We start from the raw sequence: 25,000 nt of genomic DNA on the forward strand, positions 1-25,000 counted from the left end.
CCCATCACGCGGACCTGGCCAAACTCCTCACCTCGGTCAAGGGCGTCGGGCCCACCACGGCCAGCACCTTGCTGGCGCAATTGCCCGAGCTGGGAAAGCTCAACCGCAAGCAGATCACTTCGTTGGTGGGTCTGGCGCCGATGAACCGGGACTCGGGCACGCTGCGCGGCCAGCGTCACATCTTCGGCGGGCGAAGCGATGTGCGTCGCGTGCTCTATGTCGCCGCCCTGGTGGGTACCCGATTCAATCCAGTACTCAAAGCCTTTTATGCCAAGCTCCTGGCCGCCGGCAAGCCCAAGAAGGTCGCCTTGGTGGCCTGCATGCACAAGCTGCTGGTTATCCTGAACGCCATCGCACGCTGCAAGTCGCCTTGGAGCAACGAGATCGCAAAGGTCGTTTAATTTATTCATTCAAGATGGTTGCTGTTGTGGTTGAAAAACGTATCGACTCAGTAGGTGGCGCGCCCGCCGGAGAGGTCAAAAACCGCCCCGGTATTGAAGGTGCAGGAGCCCGAGCACAGCCAGGCCACCATCTCGGCAACTTCGGGCGTTTCGCCCAGGCGTTGCATCGGGCTTTTGTTGATCATGGTCTGCACATGCTCGGGCGCCATCTGCGCCAGGATGGGCGTGCGCACCGCGGCTGGTGCGATGGCGTTGACCAGAATGCCGGTGGTCGCCAGTTCCTTGCCCAGCGATTTGGTGAGCGCCAGCACACCCGCCTTGGCCGCGCTGTAGGCGGAGGCATTGGGCGTGCCCTCCTTGCCGGCCAGCGAGGCGATGTTGACGATGCGGCCCTGCCCGGCTTTACGCATGTGCGGCACCACCGCGCGGCACACGTTGAACACGCCCACCAGGTTGACCTCGACAATGCGCGTCCATGCATCCGGGTCGTAGGCGTCCAGCGGCACCGTGGGGCCGGCAAAACCGGCGCTGTTGACCAGGAAGTCGATACGGCCCCAGCGCGCGCTGGTTTGCAGCGCGGCGCGCTCCACGCCCTGCCGGTCGGTCACATCGACGCGCAGGGCTGTGCCGGCGTCATCCGGCGCAGACAAGTCCCAGCTGACCACCGTGGCACCACTGGCATGCAGTTGCCGCGCCACTTCGGCGCCAATGCCGCTGGCCCCGCCCGTGACCACCGCCACGCTGCCCGCAAAGTCGTACTGCGCTGTTGCGTAAGCCATGGTCAGCGGATGAACTGTTTGGTGTAGTCGGCGCCGAGGCCCACGCTCTCGAAGTGCTTGTTGCACATCTCGATCTTGGTGAACACGTCTTCGTAGCCCATACCCTTGCCGTACGGGTCGGTGTAGTACATGACGCCGTTGACCTGGAAGTAGGTGATCATTTCTTCCACGTCTTCCGGCACGTAGAGCGTATGGGTCTCGCCCGGCGGCTCAAAAACATAGCTGCCTTCGGTGGCCTCCCAGTCATGTTCCAGGTAACGCCAGCGGCCCTTGAGCACAAAGCCATGCACGGCCTGCGGATGGCGGTGGCGGCTGAGCACGCCGGACTTGCGCACACGCAACAGGTTCATCCAGTAGCCCTGGCTGGCATTCAGGCACAGCGGGCGGAACCACACGTTTTCAGCTTGCGGAACCCACAGCCGCTCATCGGTCGGAATGGCGTGCTGGACCACGATCTCCGGCAAGGCGGCCGCCGGGTTCGGGAATTGATAGGGCATCAGGGGGGAGGGGTCGGTCGTATCAACGGGCATGCAAGTCTCCTAAATATCCATATTGTGGACATAATGTCTACATAGTGGTCATTCTACCGGCGACCTGCAGCCTTAATTCAAGGGTTTACCCTTAATTTCAAAACGAACAGGGGCAAACACGGCAGTTGCACGCGGCGCGAGCTCCCCAACTCAACCCCAACCGAAATCCCGGCCTCAATCCCCGCCCCAAAGAAAAACGGGCCCTGCCATTGCTGGCGGGCCCGTCAAAAAAACGAGGGGAACGGTGTGGAATGCTCAGGGGGTCCAGGTCACCACACCGCTCCACGCGGTGGCCAGCACCACCACACCAAAGGCAATGCGGTACCAGGCAAAAGGCACAAAGCTGTGGCTGGAGATGTAGCGCAACAGCCAGCGTATGCACAGCCACGCGCTGACAAAAGAAAACACCAGCCCCACCATGAACAAGGGCACATCAGCCACGGACAGCAGCGCGCGCTCCTTGTACAGGCTGTAGACGCCCGCGCCAATCAGCGTGGGAATGGCGAGGTAAAAAGAAAAGTCGGTCGCGGCCTTGCGCGACAGCCCCAGCAACATGCCGCCAATGATGGTGGCGCCGCTGCGGCTGGTGCCCGGAATCATGGCCAGGCACTGCACCAGCCCGACCTTGAGCGCATCCATCACCGTCATGGCCTCGACTTCATGAATGCGCGCGACGGCCGGGTTGCGCTCCTGGCGCTTTTCCGCCCACAGGATGATGAAGCCGCCAATGACAAAGGTGCTGGCCACCACCACTGGCGTGAACAGATGTGCCTGGATGGCCTTGCCAAACAGCAGGCCCAACACCACGGCCGGCACAAAAGCCACCAGCACGTTCAGCGCAAATTGCTGCGCCTGCTTTTCACTCGGAAGCGCCACCAGCGTGTCGCGGATTTTTTGCCAGTACACCAAAATGACGGCAAAGATGGCGCCGGTCTGTATGGCGATGTCAAACACCTTGGCCTTGTCGTCGTCAAAACCTAGCAGTGCACCCGCAAGGATGAGGTGTCCAGTGGACGAAATGGGAAGAAACTCGGTTAAACCTTCAACGACCCCCATGATGGCGGCTTTGATCAACAGTGCAATGTCCACTCAGACTCCTGAAATTTGGGCTTGATTATCGCCCGCCAGCCTGAGGGGCAGCTTAAGCTTTCCTGAGGCCCATTGCGGTTAAGCTGAACAGTCATGACCGAGCCCACATCCGCAACATCGCGTAACTCGCCACCACAAAATGTCGACCAGGCCACGCCCGCCAGCGTGCTTGAATTCTGGCTGGCCGACGGCCTGGAAGGCGGCACGGCAGGCGGCTGGCCCACGCAGGACCTCGGCAAACGCTGGTTTGGCGGCGGCGCCGCGCTGGATGAGGAAATCAGGACGCGCTTTGGCGCGCGGGTCGTGCAGGCGATAGGCGGCGGGCTGCAGGATTGGGAGCAGCAGCCCTTGCACCGGCTGGCCCTGGTGATCCTGCTCGATCAGTTCACTCGCAACATGTTTCGCGCAAGCGCCCAGGCCTTTGCGGGCGATGCACGCGCCCAGCAACTGGTGCTGGATACGCTGGCCCATCAGGCCGACCAGCAACTGCCCTGGGTGGCGCGTGTGTTCACCTACATGCCGCTCATGCACGCAGAAGACCTGGCCCTGCAGGATGAATGCATCGCCCGCTTTTCGCGACTGGTGGAGCAGGCGCCCGGCAGGCTGAAGCAACGCATGCAAGGCCACCTCGACTATGCCCGCCGCCACCGGGCCATCATTGCCCGCTTTGGCCGCTTTCCCTACCGCAACGCGGCCTTGGAGCGCGTCAACACACCCGAGGAAGAAGACTTCCTGCGCAAGGGCCCGCGCTTCGGGCAATAGCGGCTTCTGGGACTTCTGGGGTTTTTTATAAACGCTTGTTATAAGCGCTTGTTGTAAGCGCCTACATCCCGCAATGGCTTAGCGCAGCGTCCTACAGTTTCTTACATGGTTTCAAGTTGTACTTGGCAACAGGTAAACAACCTGAGGACCCCCATGAAAAGCACACACAACACCCTGTGGGCGTATAGCAAAACTGCTGCGGTCACCGCGGCCATGGTCACCGGCACCGCCGTGCTGCTGGCGGCCTGCGCCGGCGTCAAGCCGCCTCCGAAGGAATACACGCAGGAGCGGCTGGACGATCAAATCCAGGTGCCGCCCGGCAACGTCGTCGCGCTTGAGACCACCGCGACCGGCCTGCTCAACTACGAATGCAAGGCCAACGCCACCACAGCCGGCACCATTGGCTGGGTGCTGGTGAGCCCGCAGGCCGACCTGCTAGACCGCACCGGCAAGCAGGTCGCGAAATACGCCGGCCCACCCGCCACCTGGACGCACATCGACGGCTCCAGCGTCGTTGGCGAGCAGGTAGCCATTGCACCGCGCCGGGGTGCCACCAACCTCCCGCAGCAGTTGTCCAAAGGCTCGCCCGGCTCCGCCGCCGGCGTGCTGCAGAACGTGACCTACATCCAGCGCATCAAAACCAAAGGCGGACAGGACCTGAGCAAGGCCTGCACGCAAGCCGACCTGGGCGACAAGCTGACGCTGCCCGACCAGGCCGACTACATTTTCTGGAAAGCAGCTTGAACAATGACGACTCACTTCGGTTGAGGATGGGGTGAGCGCGCCCCAGGAGTAGCAGCCTTTGTAGCGGCCTTTGTTTCGGCTTGCACACTCCGGTCTGTGCTCCACTTCTGCTGCATCACGTACGCCAACAAAAAGTCTGAAAATCCCTGGGCCGCCGGTGACAGCGGGCGATCTTTCTTGGTCAGCAGGTAAAACTTCCGTCTGAGCGTGGGCGCCTGCAGCAAACGGGTTTGCAGCCCGTAAAGATTGAGTAGCGACGTGGCATACGGCAGGCAGGTCGTCACCCCCAGTCCGGCACTCACCATGCTGAGCGCCGTGGTCATGAAGGTGACTTCCATGCCGGGACTCAGCGTCAGGTTGCCGGATGCGGCCTGCAGATCCGCGCTTAGCCTCTGCGTGTAGTCCCCCTGCAGGGAAATCAGCGGATATCGGGAAATATCTGTCCAGGTCACGCGCTTCAATTTACCCAGCGGATGATCCGGCGGAAATACCGCGACAAACGGTATTTCAAACAAGCTGTGCGTTGCGATTTCAGGTGACACCTCCCGTTCCGGCCCAATGGCGAAATCGACTTCGCCACTGTGCACTTTGGACTGCACCGCCTCCACCGCGCAATCCGAAAGGCGAATCTGCACCGCCGGGTATTTCCTGTTGAATGCCGCAATGGCGTCGGGCATCAGCGTACAGGCCATCAGCTGCGGAGCAGCGACCCGGACAACACCGCTCTTCAAGGCCTTCAGGTCATGGATCGCGTGGTACGCCTCGTCAAGGTCCTGCAGGATACGTGTGGCCAAAGGCAAGAACTCGCTGCCGACCTCAGACAGCTGCACTTTGCGCGTGCTGCGGTAAACCACCTGCACGCCCAGCACGTGCTCCAGCTCCTTGATCAACCCGCTCAGCGCTGACTGGGTAATGTGAAGCGTGGCAGCCGCCTCGGTAAAGCTCGCGGACTTCGCGACAGCCACAAAAGCACGTAATTGACGCAAGGTCACATTCATCGAATTAATCGGATTACGTAATAAGTTGATATGAAAAAGTTGATTGAATAATAAGCCAGATTGTCTTCTACTCGCATCGCGTACGAAACGCCTCGCTCAATCTCGCTCAATATTTCAAACACCCTGCAGGAGACAACCATGCCTTATCTCAATTTCGGGAGCCGCCTCGCCATGCTGCTAACCGCCATCGCGGTGTCCTTCAGCGCCCAGGCCTAAGCCCCGACCCAGAGCTTCCCCAGCAAGCCCGTGAAATGGATCGTGGGTTATCCCGCCGGGGGCGGCTCGGACTTCCTGGCGCGCACCGTGGCGGCCCAGATGTCTGTGCAACTGGGCCAACCGGTGATCATCGATAACCGGGCCGGCGCCGGCGCCATCATTGGAGCCGAAGCTACAGCCAGATCGCCGGGCGATGGCTACACCCTCTTCACCGCCGATAACGGTGTGCTGATCTACAACCCGGCGCTCTACAAGCGCCTGCCATACGATCCCGAGCGTGACTTCGCGCCCCTCGGCCTGATGGCGCGGACACCGCTGCTGATTGTTGCCGCACCCAATGCCGGGATCCGAAATGCCCGGGAGCTGATGGACGTGCTCAAGAAAAATCCCGGCAAGCTGAACTATGGTTCACCAGGAAACGGCAGCCCTCACCACCTGGCCATGGAACTCTTCAAAACGCGAACAGCGGCTTTCGCGGTGCACGTTCCATACCGCGGGGCTGCGCCCGCCATGCAGGACGTCATGGGCGGCCAGATACCCCTGATGATTGTGGACACGTCGACCGGCATGAGCGCCATCAAGGCCGGCAAGCTGGTGCCGCTGGTGGCTTTTTCAGCAAAACGTGTTTCGCAGCTGCCCGACGTACCCACCATGATCGAGTTGGGCTACAAGGATGTTGAAGCCTATGCATGGCAGGGCATGGTGGTTCCCGCCAGCACGCCAAACGACATTCGGCAAAAGCTTTCGCTGGAAATGCAGGCGGCCGTCAATAACCCAGGCGTCCGCAAGAAACTCGAGGAGGCCGCCTGGGAATCCGTGCCCAGTGACGCAGCCTTGATGTCGGTGTACACCCTCGCCGAAACGAAAAAGTGGCACCAGCTGATCCGCGAGCGCGGCATCACCCTGGAACAGTAGACGGCCCACCACCCTCACCCTCACCCTCACCCTCACCCTCACCCTCACCCTCACCCTCACCCTCACCCTCACCCTCACCCTCACCCTCACCCTATTCACCCTATTCACAAAACGCAATGGAGACATCAATGACACACAACAACTCTGCACTCAACCCTGCGCTCAACCCCGCACTCAGCCTCATGCTGGGCCGTACCCTGCTTGGCGCCCTGTTCCTCATCTCCGGTTTCGCCAAAATCGGGCGGTTCGCCGGTATTGCTGCTTTTATGACATCCAAAGGCCTGCCTGCCGCCGAAATGCTGCTCATGGCCACCATTGCGCTGGAGGTGGCCGGTGGCCTTGCCCTGATTGCGGGCTGGCGTGTCCGGTATGCGGCATGGGCCCTGCTGGTATTCACAGGCCTGGCAGCCGTGATCTTTCATGCCTTCTGGGCTGCGGAAGCCCCTGCCTACCAGAACCAGCTGAATCACTTTCTGAAGAACGTCGCCATCATGGGTGGTCTGCTCTGCGTTGGCGCTGCGGGCGCCGGGTCGTGGAGCTTTGATGGACGCAAGCCGACAAAGGCATGAATGCCTGCACCGACTTCGGCTGCACCCATAAAAAAGCCTGCACGAAGCAGGCATTTTTTGATTCAGTGACCCATCCTGAATAAGGTTGACACTTTTCTATCCAGGAAAAGGCAAGTCAATGGAGTCAGGCATCAAACGCAAGCAGGGCGATTACACGCTGGCTTTTAAGCTGTCGGTGGTCGAGCAGGTAGAAAAAGGCGATCTCACGTACAAACAGGCCCAGCTCTGCTACGGTATCCAGGGCCGCTCGACGGTACTGGTGTGGCTGCGCAAACACGGACGCCAGGCGTGGGGAGATGCGGCATCATCAAGGCCGACCATGTTGATATCCCCCAAATCACCCCGATCCGCATCAGACGTGCCGCTCACGCCCGAGCAGAAGATCAAAGCGCTCGAAGTGCAGCTTCGCGAGGCGCGCGAGAAGGCCCAACTGTTCGAAACCGTGCTCGATGTCCTGAAGAAGGACTACGGCGTGCGTGTCGTAAAAAAGCCTTTGGGCAAGTCCTCGCGCAAAAGCTCCTCCCGCAGCTGAGCGTCGCGAGGGCTTGCCGCCACTGGGGCGTCAGCCGCCAGGCCTACTACCAGCAGTTGCAGCATCACCGGCACCGCTGTGAGCGTGCGGACACCGTGATCGAGCTCGTGCGCTCGGTGCGGCTGCGCCAGCCGAGGATAGGTACGCGCAAGCTGCACCACATGCTCAGCCAGCCCCTGGGACAAGCGCAGGCCAGCCTGGGGCGTGATGCGCTGTTTGACGTGCTGCGCCAGGCCCGCCTGCTGGTGGCGCCCAGCAGGGCGTATCACAAGACGACCAACAGCTGCCACCGGTTTCACCGGCACCCGAACCTGCTCAAGGCGGGGCCCCGGCAAGTTCGCCCGAGCGCTGGCGAGCAGGTCTGGGTGGCCGACATCACCTACCTGCCGACCGACAAGGGGTTCGTCTACCTCAGCCTGGTCACGGATGCCTGGTCGCGCAAGATCGTCGGGCACCACGTGCATGACAGCCTGCGGACAGAGCAGGTCAGCCAGGCCTTGAAGACGGCGCTCAAGGGCAGGCAGACCAGGCAGGCGCTGGTGCATCACTCGGACCGCGGCATCCAGTACTGCTCGAGCGAGTATCAGGCGATTCACGCGCGCTACGGCATTGCGTGTTCGATGACCGATGGCTACGACTGCTACCAGAATGCGCTGGCCGAGCGCGTCAACGGGATTCTGAAGATGGAGTTCCTGCTTCAAAGACCGGCCGACCTCGGTCAGGCCAGAAAAATGGTTCAGCAGTCCGTGCATATCTACAACCAGGAAAGACCACACCTATCCCTACAATTGAAAACGCCCGGTGAGGTTCACCGGGCGTCTCTGGCTGGCCTTCACGGCTCAGCTACTTGTGTTTCATAGGTGTCAACCTATGGCAGGACGGGTCACAGTCTTGATCCGGGCTCTAATTCGGTTCCGATTCAGACCGGATCAACACGGCTATCAGCGATAGATATCAACGCTGGTAGTAAACCGGGGCATAACCCTGGCGGTAACCACCCCGGTAGCCATCGTCGTCGCGGTCATGGCCGTGCTTTTTATGCCAGCCGCGATGGCCGGGCTGGACGTAAACCACTTGCGGCGGGCCATAGTAGTAAGGGCGGGGTTGCACAAACACCGGTGCGGGCCGTACATACACCGGCGCCGGCTGGTAATAAACCGGTGCAGGCTGCACATACACGGGTGCCGGCTGGGTGTACACCGGGTAGGCGTTGCCCACGTTCACCGACACGCCGGGTGAGCCAACGCCCACCGACCAATACACGTCGTCCCGGGCCTGGGCAGCCCCGGCAAATCCCAAGGCGGCCACGGCCAGGGCGGCAGCGGCGCCGGCCAGAGCTACGGAGCGGTTTGTCTTGATGGCTGTCTTCATTGTCATTTCTCCTTAAATAGGCATGGAATGCCCATGTGTTTATTAAACGCGGGATACGGGTAACGGCTTACCGCACGCACAGTTAAGAGCGTAGCCAAACGTAACGCTTCGCCCAACCGCCTAAAATCAACGCATGACCTCCCCCGCCCCCTCCAAAGCTGGCCCCAAGGGCACTGCTGCCGCAGCCCCCGCCGACAAAGAAGCCCATAAGCCCAGCAACWTTTTGCGCCAGATCATCGAAAAAGACCTGGCCGAAGGCACGTATGCCACCCGCCGCTGGGGCGGCGGCCCCGGCGATGCCGCCCACCACGCCACCGGCCAGCCCGACCCGGCCAAAGTGCGCCTGCGCTTTCCGCCCGAGCCCAACGGCTACCTGCACATCGGCCACGCCAAGAGCATTTGCCTGAACTTTGGCCTGGCGCGCGACTACGGCGGCGTGTGCCACCTGCGCTTTGACGACACCAACCCCGAAAAAGAAGACACCGAATACGTCAACAGCATCATTGACGCGGTGAAATGGCTGGGCTTTGGCTGGGACAACAATGGCCCGACAGGCAATGAGTCCAACCTCTACCAGGCCAGCGACTACTTCGACTTCATGTACCGCGCGGCCGAGTACCTGATCGAAGCCGGCCACGCCTACGTGGACGAGCAGACCGTGGAACAAATACGCATCAATCGCGGCGACTTTTCCCACCCCGGCACCGACAGCCCCTTTCGCAGCCGCACCCCCGAGCAAAACCTGGCCCGCTTTCGCGAAATGCGCGACGGCCTGCATGAAGACGGCTCCATGGTCCTGCGCGCCAAGATCGACATGGCCAGCCCCAACATCAATATGCGCGACCCGGCCATCTACCGCATTCGCCGCGCCACGCACCACAACACCGGCGACAAATGGTGCATTTACCCCATGTACACCTTTGCGCACCCGATCGAGGACGCACTGGAGCAGATCACCCACAGCCTGTGCACACTCGAGTTTGAAGACCAGCGCCCGTTTTACGACTGGCTGCTCGACCGCCTGTGCGAAGGCGGCCTGGTTGCCACCCCGCACCCGCACCAGTACGAATTTGCCCGCCTCAACCTCACCTACGTGCTGACCAGCAAACGCAAACTGGCGCAACTGGTGTACGACCACAAAGTAAACGGCTGGGACGACCCCCGCATGCCAACAATAGTCGGCCTGCGCCGCCGCGGCTACACCCCCGAAGCGATTCAGCTCTTTGCCGAACGCATCGGTGTGACGAAAAGCGACAGCTGGATTGACTACAGCACGCTGGAAGGCGCCCTGCGCGACACGCTGGACCCCACCGCCCCCCGCGCCATGGCCGTGCTCGACCCCGTCAAGCTGGTGCTGACCAATTGGGACACGGTCATGGGCGCAGGCAAGCTCGACGACTGCAGCGCCCCCGTGCACCCGCACCACCCCGAGCTGGGCAAGCGCAGCTTCAAGATTGGCAAAGAGGTGTGGATTGAACGCACCGACTTTGAAGAAACGCCACCCAAAGGCTTCTTCCGTTTATTCCCAGGCAACAAGGTGCGCCTCAAATACGGCCACGTCATCGAATGCACCGGAGCTACCCGCGACGCCAGCGGCCAGGTCACCGAAGTACAAGCCACGCTGATCCCCGACACCAAGAGCGGCACCCCCGGCTCGGATGCCATCAAGGTCAAGGGCGTGATCACCTGGGTCGGCGTGAATGATGCGGTGCAGGCGGAAGTGCGCCTCTATGACCGCCTCTTCAAGGAGGCCCATCCCGGCACGGGCGAGAAGGACTTTATGGAAGAGCTGAATCCGGACAGCCTGAAGGTGCTGCAAGCCGTGGTGGAGCCATCACTGGTGGCGGCCAAGGCCGACGACAAGTTTCAGTTTGAACGGCATGGCTACTTTGCGGCGGACCGGGTGGATCATGCGGCGGGCAAGCCGGTGTTTAACTTGGCTGTGGGGTTGAAGGATAGTTGGGGGAAGTAACTGAAAGCACTCCAGTACCACCCAAAAAATGAAAATCGTCACCTGGAATTGCAATGGAGCCTTGCGCAAAAAGATCTCTGAATTGGAATCTCTAGACGCAGACGTACTGGTAATTCAGGAGTGCGAGAACCCCGCCGAATCCACCCCGGCTTTTAGAGACTGGGCTGGTGAATACCTTTGGAAAGGCCTGTCCAAGAACAAAGGTATTGGGATCTTTCCCCGCAAACACCACAAGGTCACTGAAGCTGGATGGCATGGCACCTTTGAAATTCCGGGCCTTGGTTTAAAAACCTCTGCAACGCGCTGGCAATCCGATGAGCTGGAGCTTTTTCTACCGTTCACACTAAATAACCAGTATTCAATACTGAGCGTTTGGACAAAGGGCAGCGATGCCAAAGCATTTGGCTACATCGGACAACTTTGGAAGTACCTTCAAATTCACAAAGCGGAACTTTCGAATCACAAAACGTTTGTGGTTGGCGATTTCAATAGCAATGCCATTTGGGACAAGCCTGATCGTTGGTGGAATCACTCTGACGTAGTGGCAGAACTCCAAGAAATCGGCATTCACAGCGTATACCACTCATCACGCAGTGAAACGCAAGGCGGAGAAACCAGCCCCACTTTTTTCCTACACCGCAACACCAGCAAGGCTTACCACGTCGATTATGTTTTTGCTTCCGCAGATTTACTCCCGCATTGCCAGATTGACGTGGGTTGCGTAGATAAGTGGCTCCACATTAGCGACCACATGCCACTGACGGTGGAACTCAATCCATAGCCGAAACAGAGACCTGGAGAACGGCAAAATGGGAAATTGGGAAATTGGGAAATTGGGAAATTGGGAAATTGGGAAATTGGGGGCGGATTCCAATTAATCCGAAAAGACCTGCTTACTCAAAAAATTCCTCATCAATCTTCTTGATGTGAATGGTCTCTTCCACCCGGCATCCAATACCAAACCGGATCATCAGCCGAGTGAGTTGATGGCCATYGATCAACACAATGCGCTTGCTGAGTAGATCAGCTGTTTCTTTGGCTGCTGGCGAAAAAGAAGACGTGGTGACGAAGAGACCTTTGCTGGCCTTGAAGCGGTCAAGAGAACCGAAAAAATCACGTATTTCACCGGATGACACTTTGCTGTCGGTGTAACGCTTGGCCTGCACGTAGATGCGGTCCAGGCCCAAAGCGTCCTGGTCGATCACGCCGTCCACGCCGCCATCTCCGCTCTTGCCTAAAGCCTTGCCCGCTTCAATGGCAGAGCCGCCGTAGCCCATTGCGATCAGCAGCTGCACCACCAGTCGCTCAAAAAATTCGGGCGGTGCAGCGAGGATTTTCGACAGCAATTCCGAACTCAGCGAATCGTGCAGTTCACCATATGCAGAACGAATGACTTCGTCGGGCGTCAAGTCTTTCAGATTGACGGTTTCGGGTTGGGGTGTGGCGGACGGCTGGCCATTGGCTCCCCTGAACTCTTTGAACTCAGGGAAGGACTCAAGAAACTTGATGTTGATGATGGGCGGAGGGGACGCCAATACGGTCTTGCCGCGTGTGCTGATCTCGAAATGCCCTCGTTTAGTGAGCGTAATCAATCCCGCTTTGCCAAGATAGCTCTTGGCCCAGTTGACGCGGTTAGCAAACGTGGTTTGCTTGCCCGAGGGGAGCAGGTCAGAAAGCTCTTCTTCTGACAGCGCCAGTTGCTTGCCCAGCAGCGTCACCACGTCGGAAATTTTCACCTCACCAGCAGTCGAGGCCTTGAGGACGGGAAGCATCAGTGTTTGGAAATCTGGAATAGCCATAACTGGTTTCTGTGTGAGCCCACAAATGGGTGTTCGCAGGATTGTTTAACAAGTGGGATGCAGGCAAGCATAAACGAGGGCGGGACATGATCAGTTTTCGGAAATCGGGGAAATCAGGGGCACATTCCAATCAATCGGTAATCGGGGTCAGACTCGAATTAACGGAGATCGGATAGTGAGGATAAGGAGTTCAACCAACATTCCGGGTGCCCTTACACGCCGGATATTGAATACAGCCCCAAAACTCCCCGCCAGCATTACTCCCGCGCTTCGCAACCCGCTTTTTCATGGCGGCACCGCAGGCAGGACACGCCGGTAAGTCGCTGGACAACGGCACCGGTGCATCAAAAGCTCGCCCCGACGGTTCATTGATGGTACGGCGTGCCGCCTTGGCTTGCGCAAGCAAGCCATGCAGACGCGGGCCGTCTATTAATGTGATGTTTCGGCCCGTGGCGAATGCCGTTGCATCTTCAGTGAAGCGGCCAGAGGTGACGACGAAGCCGCCAGCGGCCCCCTTTGCTGCCATCACGCCGTAAAGCTCGCGCACCACCGTCACGCTGACCTTGAATGCCTTCCACTGCTTGCATTGAACGAGAAACTTTTCCGTTCCCTTACTGAGCACCAGATCAATTCCGCCATCAGGCCCCGATCCACCCGTCTCGACGACGCGGTAGCCCTGCAGGCGGAACGCCTCGCCCACCAGCATTTCAAATTCACGCCATGACATGCCATCAAGCGCATCGGCGGATTTGCTTTGCGAGACATTGCTGACCAAAGATTGCCGACGGCGACGCGCCAAATAAGAACCCAGCGCGCCGAAGAGGCAGATGATTGGGACGATGAACTGCCCCGCAAATGCCAGACCTGTGATGACAGACCCGACGACTACGCCGGCCATCTGACCTGGCTGGAGGCCCTGCAATGGTGTGGGTTTGGCCAGCTGATGCAAAAAAACATAGCTGACTAGGGCGAGCGCCACACCAGCCCACCACGGCAACATTGCAATCAAATCCAGCCAGTCCTCCAACGGGCTTGTCTTCTTTCTACGCGCCATTTTCTTCCTCCCTTTTTTAGAGTAGTTGGTATCAGATTCCAATGAAATTCAAATTCTGCTCGCCAGCCCCAGCATAACGGCCATGCCACTCATGGGCAGCTCGGCTAACGACTTGGTCGAGTGGATGACCCCACAAGGCCAGACGCTGGATGAGGTGAAGGGGCAGTCGGCAAATGCGGCGGCGCATTTACTTCACTTTTGAGGTCGCCGGCATCAAAGTCCAATTTGACACAATAACGCCTTACCCCGTTAAACTTCAATCCATGCATCCCGCCATCGCCCAACACCGTTCAGGCATTTCCGCCATCTGCCAGCGCTACCGCATCCGCCGGCTGGAAGTGTTTGGCTCGGCTGCACGGGCGGACGACTTCAACCCCGCCAGCAGCGATGCTGATTTCCTGGTGGAATTCGCGCCCGATGCGCAGCCGGGCCTGGAGGCATTCTTCGGGGCCAAGGCCGAACTGGAGAAGTTGCTGGGCCGTGGCGTGGATTTGGTGGAGCCCGGTGCGGTGCGCAACCCCTACGTATTGGCCAGCATCAACCGCAACCGCGAAGCCGTCTATGCAGCGTGACCCACGCGCCTTTCTGTGGGATGTGCGCGAGTCCGCTTTGGCGATTCAGGCTTTTACTGCGGACATGGACGTTGCCGCCTACGCAGCCAACGAGATGGCCCAGGCGGCCGTAGAGCGCAAATTTGAAATCATTGGCGAGGCGCTCAACCAGCTTGCCAAGCTGGACACCGCGCTGGCAGCCCGCATTCCAGACCTGCCGCAGATCGTGGCGTTTCGCAATCAGCTCATCCACGGCTACGCCACCGTGAATGTCAGCACGGTTTGGAATGTGGCGCAAAGCGCATTGCCGCCTTTGCTTGGCGCGGTGCAATCTCTCCTGGACGAATTAGAATAGTTTTTGCTACGCTTTTAATAGCTTTTTACGTACGGTGAGCGCCGTGTAGCACGGCTACTACGGCTTAGCCTCTCTCCGCCGCCATCTTCAACCTACCCAGCGCCAAATCCCACTGCTGCGCAATCAACTCCAATGAGCGACGCGCCTCATCCAGTTGCTTCGGGTCAAACTGCCACAAGCGTTCCCGCCCCACCTTCACGTGATGCACCAGGCCCGCATCGGCCAGCACATGCAAGTGCTTGGTCACGGCCTGGCGGGTGATGTCGGTGGTGGAGGTCAGTTGTGCAATCGACACGGCACCACCCACGCACAGCACGGCCACCAGGCGCAAACGGGTTTCATCGCCCAGCGCGGCGAACACGCCCGCGGGGCCGGGTTGCGGTGACGGTGTTTCGGGCGCCTTACTGGGTGCCTTACTGCGGGGTGACATATTTCTGGATATTGCTCATCTGCCCTTCCCAGCCGCCGTCGTTCATGCGGAAGGCTTCTTCGCGGCGAGCCAGCGGGATGTTGTCAAAGCCCGATTCGACCACGCTGAGCAGCGTGCCGGCGCCCGCTTCCGTGAGCGTAAACACCACCAGCGTGGTCGGCTCTTTCGAATAGTCGATGGCCGGGTCCACCGCATAGGGGTGCCAGCGGTAGGAGAACAGTTTTTCCGGCTCGATGCGCTCGATCTGCACGTCGAACACCACATGCTCGTAGCCGGGAATGGTGATGTGGCCCTGCACCTGCTGGCCGGCGGTAAATTTTTTGCCCTTGAGTGCCACGCCGAACCAGTTGCCAAATTCTTCGGCGGTGGTGAGCGCCGTCCAGACTTTGGAAGGCGCGGCGTTGATGAGGACGCTGCGTTCAATACGGTCGGTTGATGAAGTCATATGCAATCTCCTGGTTGCATTTATTGTGCATAGGCAAATCAAATAATGCAACTCCATGGTTGCATTATTTAGGGGGCTGAGGAAACAAATTGCAACCGGATTGCAGAGACTTCGTGTTCCATGCATCATCAACGCTTACCGCGCTGGACGCTGCACAAAGTCGTTTTTTGCCTACACAGGGCAGTTAGTGCTGCGTGGCAAATGAGGGCCTCGGCTTAAAGCATGCCGTCCACGTCCGTTCAACCATGCAGGAGATTGCCATGCCCCAGTTCGCCATGATTACCGGTGACGTGACCTACACACCGGGTGACGGTGTGCCCATTGAAATCCCCCGCGTGCGCGTGGAAGTCGCGCTGGAGCCCGACAGCGCCACTCTGAGCTGGGACGCCGGCGACGGCGTGGCCGCCGTGACGGCCATTCCGCGGGAGCAGTTTGATGACTACATGCAGGAAGGCAAGATCATCTGGATACCGGAATAAGCGCCGGCGTCCCAATTAGCCACCCACCAGGTCTGGACGATGCCCTCGTTCGCCATCAGCTTCTCGCGACGCGAGGCTCGTGCGGTCCAAAAGCTCAGAGCTCGACGATGGTCTTGAAGCCGCCCCAGAACATGCGCTTGCCGTCGAAGGGCATGGCCTTGGGGTCCATCATCGGCGCCAGGCGCGGGTCTTTCATCACCTTGGCATTGACGCTGTCGCGCTGCCTGCGCGACTTGTAGACTATCCAGGAGAACACCACGGTCTCGTCGGGCTTGAGCTTGACGGCTTGCGGGAACGAAGTGTGCTTGCCCGGCTTCACGTCGTCAGCAACGCATTCAATGTAATCAAGAGCGCCGAATTCCTTCCAGATCTTTCCGGCCTTGCGCGCCATGCGGCGGTAGGCGTCGAGGTTTTTCTTCGGAACCGGGACAATGAATCCATCGACATAGTGGGCCATGCGTGTGCTCCTTGGGCGTCGGGGTGAAGGAATCGGGCTGCAGGAGAGTGTCCGGCTTTATCAAGGTGCCCGTCAAGCTGCGCGCTTGTTTGACGCAACGCCGGATCCAGCAAGTCTGGGGTGCGGCTCACGGCCCAGCGTTGCGAGAGCGCGGCTCAACTTTTTTTTGTTGCCAAGTGTGAATGCCACACGGTTCGCGCACGCACGCAGCATACAAAAATCCGCCACGGGCGTATATTGGAACGACGTCGGGCAATTCCTGCCGGGCGTTGTTCAGGCCGAGCTTTGAAGGAGGTCCAGATGATACCAATCATGAAACGTCTGATATGCCGCTCATTGATCGTTGCGCTAATCACACTGTCTTTCCAGACAGCACAGGCAGGGATGATCGGGGCTGATCAGGTCGCTGCCAACGCACCGCCTGACCGCGCCGCGGTGCTGAGCGTACTCAGCCGCGCCGACACGGCAGCCCAACTTCAGGCCCAAGGCATTGACCCAACGATGGCACGCGAGCGCGTCGCGGCCATGACGGACGAAGAAGTGCGGGCTCTGGCGGCCAATGTTGACACGGCCCCGGCCGGTGGCATGAGCACCGCCGCGGGCGTGCTGCTGGTGGCGCTGATCGCCGGCCTCGTCTGGTACTTCGCGTTCCGCAAATAGAGCGCCGCGAAAGCCGCGGAGTCCGCAGAGTCCGCGGAGTGGTGCATGCCTGATCTCCGCACTTTGAGCGCTTTGATGATGGGCTTGTGCACATGCCGACGCGCGGGTATTGCGGGTATTGCCTGCCTGTTGCTCGCCCTCGCCGGCTGCGCGCAAATGGTGCCGCAGACCATGGCGCTGCGCACGGGCTGGCCTGTGGGCGTGGCCCGGCAGGTTGAACTGGCCGGCGTTCCCTTTTTTCCGCAAGAGGAGTACCAGTGCGGCCCTGCCGCGCTGGCGACCTTGCTCAATCACGCGGGCGTGACGATCACGCCCGAGGCGCTGGTCGAGCAGGTTTACCTGCCCGCGCGCCTGGGCAGCCTGCAAGCCGAGATGCTGGCCACGCCGCGGCGCTACGGCCAGGTGCCCTACCTGCTCGAGCCTCGCTACGACGACCTGTTACGCGAGGTGGCGGCTGGCAATCCGGTGCTGGTCTTGCAGGACATCGGCCTTGTCATGACCCAGTGGCATTACGCGGTGGTGGCGGGCTTTGACTACCCCGCCGGCGAACTGCATCTGCGCTCGGGCATGCGCAGGAGTCAGGCCCTGCCCTTCACGCTGTTCGAGCGCACCTGGATGAAAAGCGGCTACTGGGCCATGGTGACCGTGCCGCCCGACCGCATTCCCGCGACGGCGACCGAAACCCGATGGCTGGCGGCCGTGATGGCGATGGAAAGAACGGGCGACAGAAAGGCCGCTACCCTGGCCTACGCCGCGACCCTCAAGCGCTGGCCAGACAACCTGGCTGCCAGCATAGGCCTGGCCAACCAGTACCATGCCGCAGGCGCGCTCAAAGAGGCCGAAGCGGTGCTGCGCGAGGCCTCGACGCGCCACCGACAGTCGACCGTGGTTTTGAACAACCTGGCCCAGAACCTGTCCGACCAGGGCCGCCAACAGGAGGCACTTGCGCAGATCGACCAGGCTCTGCAGGCACAGGGGCCATTTGCGGCCGAGGTGCGTGAAACCCACCGGCTCATCTTGCAACGCCTGGCTGCCCAGCAGCCTCAAGGTGCGCGAGCGGGGTCGGATTCGAAGTAACAGGGGAATAGGGGAATAGGGTTCAGGAATTGGGGTTGGATTCCGATTCAACACTGGTGCCAGCTGGTGCCATCTACTGGAAGCCCTTAAGCCGCCAACAGCCGCATCAACGTCCTCGCGTTCCTCTGCCCCTGATCCTCGAAGTTGTTGTTGAACACCACGTGCATCGCGCCGACCCGCTTGGCCAGCTCGCGGATGCGAGGCACCAGCGCCGCGAGTTCCTCGTCCGGGTAGTCGTAGTTGAAACGCTCGGACGACGCCGTAAGCCCTTTCTGGTTCCAGGTCTCCTGGTTGCGTCCGTGCAGCCGCAGGATGGCCAGCGCGGGATTGGCCACCTCCCATACCGCCGGCACGCTGTTGGCAAAGCCCTGCGGCCCGTCGACCACCACATGGACCACGTTCAGATCCCGCTCGAACGCGAGCGTGGCGGCGGCATGCTCTCCTTCGAACCAGGTGCGGTTGCGAAACTCCACCGCCAGCGTGTGCCCGGCCATGGTCTGCACGCAGCGCGCCACATGCTCATGCCCTTCGCGGTTGCGCACAATCCACGGCGCAAACTGGAAGTGCACGGCGCGCAGCTTGCCCGCGGCGTTCAGCGGCGCCAGCGCCTCGATGAAGCGACGCCACAGCTCATCGCGAATCTCGGCGGGCATGTCGCGGTAATAGAGCAGCTTCTTGCGGCTCAAGGTGGCGCTGGCAGCGATGGCGGCCTGCAAGTCCTTGTGCAGCACGGTCGGCGAGGTCTGGTGCCCGGTGAACAGCCTGAACGCCTTGACGTTGAACACGAAGCCTGCCGGCGTGCGCTCGGCCCACAGCTGCGCGGTGCTTGCGCTGGGCATGGCGTAATAGCTCGAATCCACCTCGACCAGGGGAAACTGGCTCGCGTAATAGTGCAGCCGCGCCTCGGCGCTGCGCGCTTCCTTGGGATAAAAGCGTGCGCAACCGATCAGGCTTTTGTCGGTCCAGGAGGCAGTGCCAACCAGGATGGTCATGGGAATCAGGATGGTGGGATGGCGCTCGGCTCCCACAATGTTTTCATTGGGAGTATCCTTCAAAGAAGAGATATCCGGTGCGCCAAGCACTGGGACGTGGAGGTCCAATCATGGACGTGCGTGAAGGCTTCATCGGCAGCATAGGCAACACACCACTGATCCGGCTGGCAAGGCTCAGCGCCGAGACCGGCTGCGAGATCCTCGGCAAGGCCGAGTTCCTGAACCCGGGCGGCTCGGTCAAGGACCGCGCGGCGCTCTACATCATCCAGGATGCCGAGCGGCGCGGCACGCTGAGGCCCGGCGGCACGGTGGTAGAGGGCACCGCCGGCAATACCGGCATCGGGCTCGCCCATATCTGCGCGGCGCGCGGCTACCGCTGCGTGATCGTCATCCCCGAGACGCAGTCGCAGGAAAAGATGGACCTGCTGCGCGTGCTGGGCGCCGAGGTGCGGCCGGTGCCCGCCGTGCCGTACAAGGACCCCAACAACTACCAGAAGATCGCCTCCCGCCTGGCGCAGGAAATGGACAACGCGATCTGGGCCAACCAGTTCGACAACCTCGTCAACCGCCAGGCCCACTATGAAACCACCGGCCCGGAGATCTGGCGCGACACGGCCGGCAAGGTGGACGCCTTTACCTGCTCCACCGGCACGGGCGGCACGCTCGCCGGCGTGGCGCGCTTTCTCAAGGAACAGAACCCTGCTGTGCGCAGCGTGCTGGCCGACCCCTATGGCAGCGCCCTGTACAACTTTGTGAAGACCGGCCAGCTCACGGCGGAGGGCAACTCCATCACCGAAGGCATAGGCTCCAGCCGCGTGACCGCGAACCTGGAGGGCACGTCCATCGACGACGCCGTGCGAATCAATGACCAGGACTGCGTCACCATGGTCTACCGCCTGCTGCGCGAAGAAGGCCTGTTCGTGGGCGGCTCCACCGGCATCAACGTGGCGGCCGCCGCGTGGCTGGCCCGCCAGATGGGGCCGGGCCACACCATCGTCACCCTGCTGTGCGACCGCGGTGGGCTGTATTCAAGCCGGCTGTTCAACCGCGCCTGGCTGACGGAAAAGGGATTGGCGCCGCAGTGATTGAAAGAGTCAGGTGCAGATTCCAACTCCCGACTCTCCTCGCTTTTAATTTCTCCTTGAAAAACCCCGTTTTGGGTATGATAAACCCCGTTATGGGTATTATCCAAAACATCCCGCATGCAACTTCAAGCATGGCAGATGCCTTGTTCCCCAAAGTGCGGCAGCGTGTTCTGTTGGTGCTCTTCGGCAACCCCGACCGCAGCTTTTATGCCAATGAGGTGATCGCCCTCGCCCAGTCGGGCACCGGGGCGGTGCAGCGCGAACTGGCTGCGTTGTCTGAAGCCGGTCTGCTCACCATCACCAGGCAAGGCAACCAGAAGCACTACCAGGCCAACACGGCAGCGCCGGTGTTTGCCGAGTTGCGCGGTCTGGTGCTCAAGACCATGGGCCTGGCCGACGTCCTGCGCGCCGCCCTGGCTCCGCTGACATCGCAGATTGATGCGGCCTTCGTCTATGGCTCGGTCGCCCGGCAGCAAGACACCGCCGAAAGCGACATTGACGTGATGATTGTGAGCGCCAGCCTGGGTTACGCCGACGTGTTTGGCGCGCTGGAAAGCGCCACCACGACGCTGGGCCGCAAGGTCAACCCGACGCTGTACACGCCCGCTGACATGGCCAAACGAATCAAACAGGACAACGCGTTTGTCACCCGCGTTTTGCAGCAGCCCAAAATATGGTTAATAGGAACGGAGGAGCAGCTTCATGCCCAGCCCGCTTGACAACCTGTGTGGCCCAGGCTAGATGATTATCAGATTCCAATTGCCACAAACAGCGTTCAAGGGACCACAGATGCCCTAATCCCCCTAACAGGTCTCGGTGGATTGAAAACCTGACCGAAGTCAGGCGTGGGGGATCTTGAACAATGCCAATCCGTCAGGAGCGTGCCGCCCGGGAGACAGCGAAGCTGTCCTCCAGCATCAGGAAGCGGRTGATCTCGCCGCCCGAGATGGTCAGAACGATGGCAAAAGGCGACTCGATGACCTTGCCGCTGCTCTTCACTCTCGTCGCCAGCTCGCCGAGGATCACGGCTCGACTGTCGCTGGCGAGAATATCATGTACGTCGAAGCGGAGCCGCTCGAGGAGACTGCCCGTAGCGGAAATGAAGTCCACGATGGCGCCGCGTCCGGTTGTCCGTCCGATCCACGGCAGCGCGCCGGCATCCCCGGGTATGTCCAAGTCAAGATCCGGGCTGAACAGCTTGGCGATCTCCTCGGGTTCAGACCCAGCGCCTAAGCGACTCAGAAATTCCTGGGCGATCTGTTTGGTTTGTTCTTGGCTCATAATTTTCTCCTTAAATAAAGTTGCGAATCAGTAATAAATCAGCAGCATGGGACCGGGTTTCCCCGGTTGTTTAGCGTCAGAGCCGGCCTCTGCGACACCCGTGAGGTGGGTCCGGTAAAGAATAGTGCGCATCACTTATTCTCCTGTTCAGATAACCTCGACAAGCACGATCTCGGTATCGTCGATGGCGGTAATGGTGAGTTGCGACTCCCCGGTGATGACAGCACCGTCGCGGGGCGCAAGGCGCAGGCCGCGGAGGTCGACGTGACCCGTGGTCGAGACCAGATAGGCACGTCTTCCCTCTGACAGGTCGTGGACGATAGTCTCGCCTGTTTGCATGGTTGCACCGAGAACCCGCGCATCGCTGTTGATGAAAAGCGCATCGGTGTCGGCAGAGTCCCCGCTGGCCAGTGCCACGAGCCGGCCGCTGCGGTCGGCGCGCGGAAAGCGTCGGCTGTTCCAGCGCGGCTCGCCGCCTTGGGTCCGGGGTTCCAGCCAGATCTGGAAGAGTCGGGTCGAGGTCGACTCGGCATTGAATTCGGAATGACGGATGCCCGTACCCGCACTCATGACCTGCACATCACCGGCAGCGGTATGGCCCTTGTTACCCAGGCTGTCCTCATGCGTAATCGCACCTTCGCGAACATAGGTAACGATCTCCACATTCCGGTGTGGGTGGAGCGGAAAGCCCGAGGATGGGGCGAACTCGTCGTCGTTCCAGACGCGCAGAGCGCCGAGCGGACAATGCTCTGGCCGCCCCATACCGCCGAAGGCGAAGTGCAGTTTGGCTTTCAGCCAGCCACCCTCGGTTCCGGCCAAGGTGGCAAAGGGGCGACGCTCGATCATGATGCGGTTCCTTTGGAATAAAGCTGGGCAGGGATGCCCCTGCCCAACTGGTGCGGGACTCAGATTTGTCGCATACCGCCATCGACGAACAGTTCGATGCCGTTGACGAAGCTCGAATCGTCGGAGGCCAGAAAGACTGCCGCCTTGGCAATCTCGTCCGGATCACCGACGCGGCCCATCGGGATCTGTGAGGCGAAGTGATCGAGCAGTCCCTGCTGCTGGGCGGCGTCAGGGCCGGCGAGTTCGACCAGGCCGGGCGTCTTAATGGGTCCGGGGCTGAGCGTGTTAACCCGAATGGCGCGACCCTTGAGGTCGAGGATCCAGTTACGGGCGAAAGCGCGCACGGCGGCCTTCGATGCGGCATAGACGCTGAATGCGGCGGTACCACCACTGCCGGCTGTGGAGCCGGTCAGGATGACCGATGCGCCGTCAGCAAGCAATGGCAGTGCCTTCTGCACGGTGAACAGCACGCCCTTGACGTTACGGCCAAAGGTGTCGTCGTACTGCTCCTCGGTGATGCTGCCGAGCGGTAGCATCGAGCCGCCACCGGCATTGACGAACAGCACGTCGATCCGGCCCTTCTCCGATTTCACCTGAGCAAACAGCGCGTCGAGTTCGGCCATGTTCGATGAGTCGACCCGGATGCCGGTGGCGTTACCGATCGCGGAGACGGCGGCGTCGAGTTCGGCTTGGCGGCGGCCGGTGACGATGACGTGGGCGCCTTCGCTGGCGAAGCGCTTGGCGGTGGCGAGCCCGATCCCGGTGGTGCCGCCGGTAACGATGGCGATTTTGCCTTCAAGTTTGCGTGTCATGGTGTGTTCCTTCAGTGGTTACGAGTTGGTAGAACAAAGTGTATGGACGCACCTTTCTTTTTGAAATAGCATTGATTGCAAACCATCATTGCAGGAATGACGATGTCTAGAATGCCGGATTTCGAGGGGCTGGCGATGTTTGCCAAGGTGGCGGAGGAGCGGTCCTTCGCCGCGGCGGCGCGGGCCATGGGCCTGTCGGTGGCTACGGTATCGCGAGGCGTCAGCCGCCTGGAAGATCGCCTCGGAGCGCGGCTTTTGAACCGTACGTCAAGGCAGTTGGCGCTGACCGAGTTCGGCCGGACGATCGCGGAAAGCGCCAGCCGCATTTACCAGGAGGCCTTGGAAACAGAGGGCGCGGCGCGAGAACTCTCCGTCCGGCCGCGTGGGCTGGTCCGTCTGGCGGTGCCCATGTCGTTCGGTTTGCGCTGGGTGGCCCCGATCCTGCCGGACTTCTTCCGCGCCTATCCGGACGTATCGATCGATCTGCATCTTTCGGATGCGACGGTCGATCTGATCGGCCAGGGCTTCGATGCCGCGCTCAGAGTTGCGGTACTGCCGGACTCGTCGCTGGTCGCGCGACGGCTCTGTCCGGTTTCACGCTTTATCGTCGCCGCACCCAGCTATCTGGCGCAATACGGCTGGCCCGAGCATCCCCACGACCTGATCGGACGCGCCTGTCTTGGTTACGCTTACCGTGCACGGAGCGAGGTCTGGCGGTTCACCAACCATGCCGGTGATGAGGAGACGATTGAGCCCGCCGGGCCACTACGCGTCACCAATGCGGATGCTCTGGTTCCGACCGTGCTCGCTGGTCTTGCCATTGCCGAGTTGCCTGAATTCATCGCCGGCGAGTATCTGCGCGACGGACGAATGGAGGCGATTCTGACGAACTGGACGATGCAAAAGGGCGGCCTTTATTTCGTCACACCCTCGGTACATGCACGTCCGGCCAAGGTTGAGGTGCTCGCTGACTTCCTTATTGAACGTCTCTCAAAGCCCGCATGGTCCTGGCCGGGCTGATGGAAAAAGGATTGGCGCCGCAGTGATTGAGAGAATCAGGGGTAGATTCCAGTTACCTGAAAACATCTCACCGACCTGATGACCGCCACGCGGGCCGTTGACGATTGCTCTGTTTTGGATAGATGGTTCGACCCTTAAACCCATGTCGCTCTACACAAGTCTGCTTTACACCTGGTCAGGCGCCGGCTGGTTTGACTCCTTCACCCTCTGGGGGAAGGTTGGGATGGGGGCTGGCGAGGCACACTTCGTTAACCGACGCAAAACAGGTCGAAAGGCACAGCAAGCGCACCGGCTTTGTTTGAAAGAAGTGCGGGTGCACAGAGCCCCCATCCCAGCCTTCCCCCAAAGGCGGGAAGGAGCAAAAACGGGCAGCCTGAGCGTTCGGAAGGCGGCACGAACTCCAATCACCTGAAACGTCTCACCGATGCACTACGTCTTCCCGGCCGCCAGTTCAAGCATGCGCCGGCTGGTTTGGCTCCTTCACCCTCTGGGGGAAGGTTGGGATGGGGGCTGGCGAGGCAACGCTTCGTTAACCGACGCAAAACAGGCCGAAAGGCACAGCAAGCGCACCGGCTTTGTTTGACAGAAGTGCAGGCGCACAGAGCCCCCATCCCAGCCTTCCCCCAAAGGCGGGAAGGAGCAAAAACGGGCAGCCTGAGCGTTCGGAAGGCGGCACGAACTCCAATCACCTGAAACGTCTCACCGATGCACTACGTCTTCCTGGCTGCCAGTTCAAGCACGCGCCGGCTGGTTTGGCTCCTTCACCCTCTGGGGGAAGG

At 60.5% G+C, this 25,000-nt stretch carries 30 protein-coding genes; 16 read left to right on the forward strand and 14 right to left on the reverse strand.

The features are described 5' to 3' along the window. The coding region (locus AC1DUB_RS24360; protein ID WP_477731733.1) for a transposase at nt 1–401 on the forward strand (401 nt) is incomplete at its 5' end. Nucleotides 402–448: 47 nt separating this feature from the next. Here AC1DUB_RS24360 and AC1DUB_RS24365 read toward each other — a convergent pair. The 3 genes from AC1DUB_RS24365 to AC1DUB_RS24375 form a co-directional block, all read right to left on the reverse strand. After that, nucleotides 449–1,180: an SDR family NAD(P)-dependent oxidoreductase gene (locus AC1DUB_RS24365; RefSeq protein ID WP_477731734.1), complete on the reverse strand. Its 732-nt coding sequence runs from the start codon at nt 1,178–1,180 to the stop codon at nt 449–451. A 2-nt stretch (nt 1,181–1,182) separates the two neighbouring features. Further along, complete coding sequence (locus AC1DUB_RS24370) at nt 1,183–1,710, reverse strand: 2,4'-dihydroxyacetophenone dioxygenase family protein (protein WP_477720881.1); 528 nt, start codon at nt 1,708–1,710, stop codon at nt 1,183–1,185. A gap of 255 nt (nt 1,711–1,965) precedes the next feature. Then, the gene (locus AC1DUB_RS24375) at nt 1,966–2,799 is read right to left on the reverse strand and encodes an undecaprenyl-diphosphate phosphatase (RefSeq protein ID WP_477731735.1); all 834 of its coding nucleotides are present in this window, start codon (nt 2,797–2,799) and stop codon (nt 1,966–1,968) included. A gap of 93 nt (nt 2,800–2,892) precedes the next feature. On the opposite strand from AC1DUB_RS24375, the gene AC1DUB_RS24380 reads away from it, so the two are divergent. Next, nucleotides 2,893–3,561: a DUF924 family protein gene (locus AC1DUB_RS24380; protein WP_477731736.1), complete on the forward strand. Its 669-nt coding sequence runs from the start codon at nt 2,893–2,895 to the stop codon at nt 3,559–3,561. Between the two features lie 153 nt (nt 3,562–3,714). Continuing rightward, the gene (locus tag AC1DUB_RS24385; RefSeq protein ID WP_477731737.1) at nt 3,715–4,305 is read left to right on the forward strand and encodes a DUF3455 domain-containing protein; all 591 of its coding nucleotides are present in this window, start codon (nt 3,715–3,717) and stop codon (nt 4,303–4,305) included. Between the two features lie 11 nt (nt 4,306–4,316). On the opposite strand, the gene AC1DUB_RS24390 is transcribed toward AC1DUB_RS24385, so the two are convergent. Next, a complete protein-coding gene (locus AC1DUB_RS24390) occupies nt 4,317–5,303 on the reverse strand; it encodes a LysR family transcriptional regulator (protein ID WP_477731738.1) in 987 nt (328 codons plus the stop codon). Between the two features lie 246 nt (nt 5,304–5,549). Between AC1DUB_RS24390 and AC1DUB_RS24395 the strand changes: the two genes are divergently transcribed. From AC1DUB_RS24395 to AC1DUB_RS24405, 3 genes are all read left to right on the forward strand, one after another. Next, nucleotides 5,550–6,434 carry a Bug family tripartite tricarboxylate transporter substrate binding protein gene (locus AC1DUB_RS24395; RefSeq protein WP_477731739.1) on the forward strand — a complete coding sequence of 295 codons (885 nt, stop codon included), beginning with the start codon at nt 5,550–5,552 and terminating at the stop codon, nt 6,432–6,434. A gap of 128 nt (nt 6,435–6,562) precedes the next feature. Then, the gene (locus AC1DUB_RS24400) at nt 6,563–7,003 is read left to right on the forward strand and encodes a DoxX family protein (protein WP_477731740.1); all 441 of its coding nucleotides are present in this window, start codon (nt 6,563–6,565) and stop codon (nt 7,001–7,003) included. Between the two features lie 118 nt (nt 7,004–7,121). Beyond that, nucleotides 7,122–8,395 (forward strand): IS3 family transposase gene (locus AC1DUB_RS24405; RefSeq protein ID WP_477731741.1). Its coding sequence is split into 2 segments (ribosomal slippage): nt 7,122–7,484 and nt 7,487–8,395, totalling 1,272 coding nucleotides; the frame shifts between segments, so codons are not numbered across the junction. 94 nt (nt 8,396–8,489) lie between these two features. Here the strand turns inward: AC1DUB_RS24405 and AC1DUB_RS24410 are convergent. Then, a complete protein-coding gene (locus tag AC1DUB_RS24410; protein ID WP_477731742.1) occupies nt 8,490–8,906 on the reverse strand; it encodes a hypothetical protein in 417 nt (138 codons plus the stop codon). Between the two features lie 133 nt (nt 8,907–9,039). On the opposite strand from AC1DUB_RS24410, the gene AC1DUB_RS24415 reads away from it, so the two are divergent. Both AC1DUB_RS24415 and AC1DUB_RS24420 read left to right on the forward strand, forming a co-directional pair. After that, nucleotides 9,040–10,878 carry a glutamine--tRNA ligase/YqeY domain fusion protein gene (locus tag AC1DUB_RS24415; protein WP_477731743.1) on the forward strand — a complete coding sequence of 613 codons (1,839 nt, stop codon included), beginning with the start codon at nt 9,040–9,042 and terminating at the stop codon, nt 10,876–10,878. Between the two features lie 28 nt (nt 10,879–10,906). Next, on the forward strand, nt 10,907–11,659 hold the full coding sequence (locus AC1DUB_RS24420; protein WP_477731744.1) for an endonuclease/exonuclease/phosphatase family protein: 753 nt from the start codon (nt 10,907–10,909) through the stop codon (nt 11,657–11,659). Between the two features lie 112 nt (nt 11,660–11,771). Here AC1DUB_RS24420 and AC1DUB_RS24425 read toward each other — a convergent pair whose 3' ends face one another. Next, nucleotides 11,772–12,677, reverse strand: a complete 906-nt coding sequence (locus tag AC1DUB_RS24425; RefSeq protein ID WP_477731745.1) for a restriction endonuclease — start codon at nt 12,675–12,677, stop codon at nt 11,772–11,774. Nucleotides 12,678–12,867: 190 nt separating this feature from the next. After that, nucleotides 12,868–13,731 carry a restriction endonuclease gene (locus tag AC1DUB_RS24430; protein WP_477731783.1) on the reverse strand — a complete coding sequence of 288 codons (864 nt, stop codon included), beginning with the start codon at nt 13,729–13,731 and terminating at the stop codon, nt 12,868–12,870. Between the two features lie 263 nt (nt 13,732–13,994). On the opposite strand from AC1DUB_RS24430, the gene AC1DUB_RS24435 reads away from it, so the two are divergent. Both AC1DUB_RS24435 and AC1DUB_RS24440 read left to right on the forward strand, forming a co-directional pair. Beyond that, on the forward strand, nt 13,995–14,303 hold the full coding sequence (locus tag AC1DUB_RS24435; RefSeq protein WP_332776468.1) for a nucleotidyltransferase family protein: 309 nt from the start codon (nt 13,995–13,997) through the stop codon (nt 14,301–14,303). After that, the gene (locus AC1DUB_RS24440; protein ID WP_477731746.1) at nt 14,293–14,637 is read left to right on the forward strand and encodes a HepT-like ribonuclease domain-containing protein; all 345 of its coding nucleotides are present in this window, start codon (nt 14,293–14,295) and stop codon (nt 14,635–14,637) included. The genes AC1DUB_RS24435 and AC1DUB_RS24440 overlap by 11 nt, the downstream gene beginning before the upstream one ends. A 64-nt stretch (nt 14,638–14,701) precedes the next feature. Here AC1DUB_RS24440 and AC1DUB_RS24445 read toward each other — a convergent pair whose 3' ends face one another. Both AC1DUB_RS24445 and AC1DUB_RS24450 read right to left on the reverse strand, forming a co-directional pair. Then, nucleotides 14,702–15,067 carry an ArsR/SmtB family transcription factor gene (locus tag AC1DUB_RS24445; RefSeq protein WP_477731747.1) on the reverse strand — a complete coding sequence of 122 codons (366 nt, stop codon included), beginning with the start codon at nt 15,065–15,067 and terminating at the stop codon, nt 14,702–14,704. Next, nucleotides 15,051–15,512 carry an SRPBCC family protein gene (locus AC1DUB_RS24450; RefSeq protein WP_477731748.1) on the reverse strand — a complete coding sequence of 154 codons (462 nt, stop codon included), beginning with the start codon at nt 15,510–15,512 and terminating at the stop codon, nt 15,051–15,053. The genes AC1DUB_RS24445 and AC1DUB_RS24450 overlap by 17 nt, the downstream gene beginning before the upstream one ends. A 260-nt stretch (nt 15,513–15,772) precedes the next feature. On the opposite strand from AC1DUB_RS24450, the gene AC1DUB_RS24455 reads away from it, so the two are divergent. Beyond that, a complete protein-coding gene (locus AC1DUB_RS24455; RefSeq protein WP_477731749.1) occupies nt 15,773–15,991 on the forward strand; it encodes a hypothetical protein in 219 nt (72 codons plus the stop codon). A gap of 94 nt (nt 15,992–16,085) precedes the next feature. Here the strand turns inward: AC1DUB_RS24455 and AC1DUB_RS24460 are convergent, their stop codons facing one another. After that, complete coding sequence (locus AC1DUB_RS24460) at nt 16,086–16,448, reverse strand: DUF1428 domain-containing protein (protein WP_477731750.1); 363 nt, start codon at nt 16,446–16,448, stop codon at nt 16,086–16,088. 312 nt (nt 16,449–16,760) lie between these two features. On the opposite strand from AC1DUB_RS24460, the gene AC1DUB_RS24465 reads away from it, so the two are divergent. Then, on the forward strand, nt 16,761–17,108 hold the full coding sequence (locus AC1DUB_RS24465) for a PA2779 family protein (protein ID WP_477731751.1): 348 nt from the start codon (nt 16,761–16,763) through the stop codon (nt 17,106–17,108). A 45-nt stretch (nt 17,109–17,153) separates the two neighbouring features. Then, nucleotides 17,154–18,185 (forward strand): PA2778 family cysteine peptidase, encoded by a 1,032-nt coding sequence (locus tag AC1DUB_RS24470; protein WP_477731752.1) that lies wholly within the window; start codon nt 17,154–17,156, stop codon nt 18,183–18,185. An 86-nt stretch (nt 18,186–18,271) separates the two neighbouring features. On the opposite strand, the gene AC1DUB_RS24475 is transcribed toward AC1DUB_RS24470, so the two are convergent. After that, nucleotides 18,272–19,177 carry a DUF72 domain-containing protein gene (locus AC1DUB_RS24475; RefSeq protein ID WP_477731784.1) on the reverse strand — a complete coding sequence of 302 codons (906 nt, stop codon included), beginning with the start codon at nt 19,175–19,177 and terminating at the stop codon, nt 18,272–18,274. 110 nt (nt 19,178–19,287) lie between these two features. On the opposite strand from AC1DUB_RS24475, the gene AC1DUB_RS24480 reads away from it, so the two are divergent. Further along, nucleotides 19,288–20,262 carry a cysteine synthase A gene (locus AC1DUB_RS24480; protein WP_477731753.1) on the forward strand — a complete coding sequence of 325 codons (975 nt, stop codon included), beginning with the start codon at nt 19,288–19,290 and terminating at the stop codon, nt 20,260–20,262. Between the two features lie 131 nt (nt 20,263–20,393). After that, nucleotides 20,394–20,981, forward strand: coding sequence for a transcriptional regulator (locus AC1DUB_RS24485; protein ID WP_477731754.1), 588 nt, complete (start codon nt 20,394–20,396; stop codon nt 20,979–20,981). Nucleotides 20,982–21,135: 154 nt separating this feature from the next. Here the strand turns inward: AC1DUB_RS24485 and AC1DUB_RS24490 are convergent, their stop codons facing one another. From AC1DUB_RS24490 to AC1DUB_RS24500, 3 genes are all read right to left on the reverse strand, one after another. Continuing rightward, the gene (locus AC1DUB_RS24490; RefSeq protein WP_477731755.1) at nt 21,136–21,543 is read right to left on the reverse strand and encodes a nuclear transport factor 2 family protein; all 408 of its coding nucleotides are present in this window, start codon (nt 21,541–21,543) and stop codon (nt 21,136–21,138) included. A 147-nt stretch (nt 21,544–21,690) separates the two neighbouring features. After that, nucleotides 21,691–22,389: a pirin family protein gene (locus AC1DUB_RS24495; RefSeq protein WP_477731756.1), complete on the reverse strand. Its 699-nt coding sequence runs from the start codon at nt 22,387–22,389 to the stop codon at nt 21,691–21,693. A gap of 59 nt (nt 22,390–22,448) precedes the next feature. Further along, on the reverse strand, nt 22,449–23,201 hold the full coding sequence (locus AC1DUB_RS24500; RefSeq protein WP_477731757.1) for an SDR family oxidoreductase: 753 nt from the start codon (nt 23,199–23,201) through the stop codon (nt 22,449–22,451). Nucleotides 23,202–23,303: 102 nt separating this feature from the next. Between AC1DUB_RS24500 and AC1DUB_RS24505 the strand changes: the two genes are divergently transcribed. Continuing rightward, nucleotides 23,304–24,221: a LysR family transcriptional regulator gene (locus AC1DUB_RS24505; RefSeq protein ID WP_477731785.1), complete on the forward strand. Its 918-nt coding sequence runs from the start codon at nt 23,304–23,306 to the stop codon at nt 24,219–24,221. The last annotated feature ends 779 nt before the right edge of the window (nt 24,222–25,000 follow it).

This window comes from Polaromonas sp. P4_F9 (genome assembly GCF_056401235.1).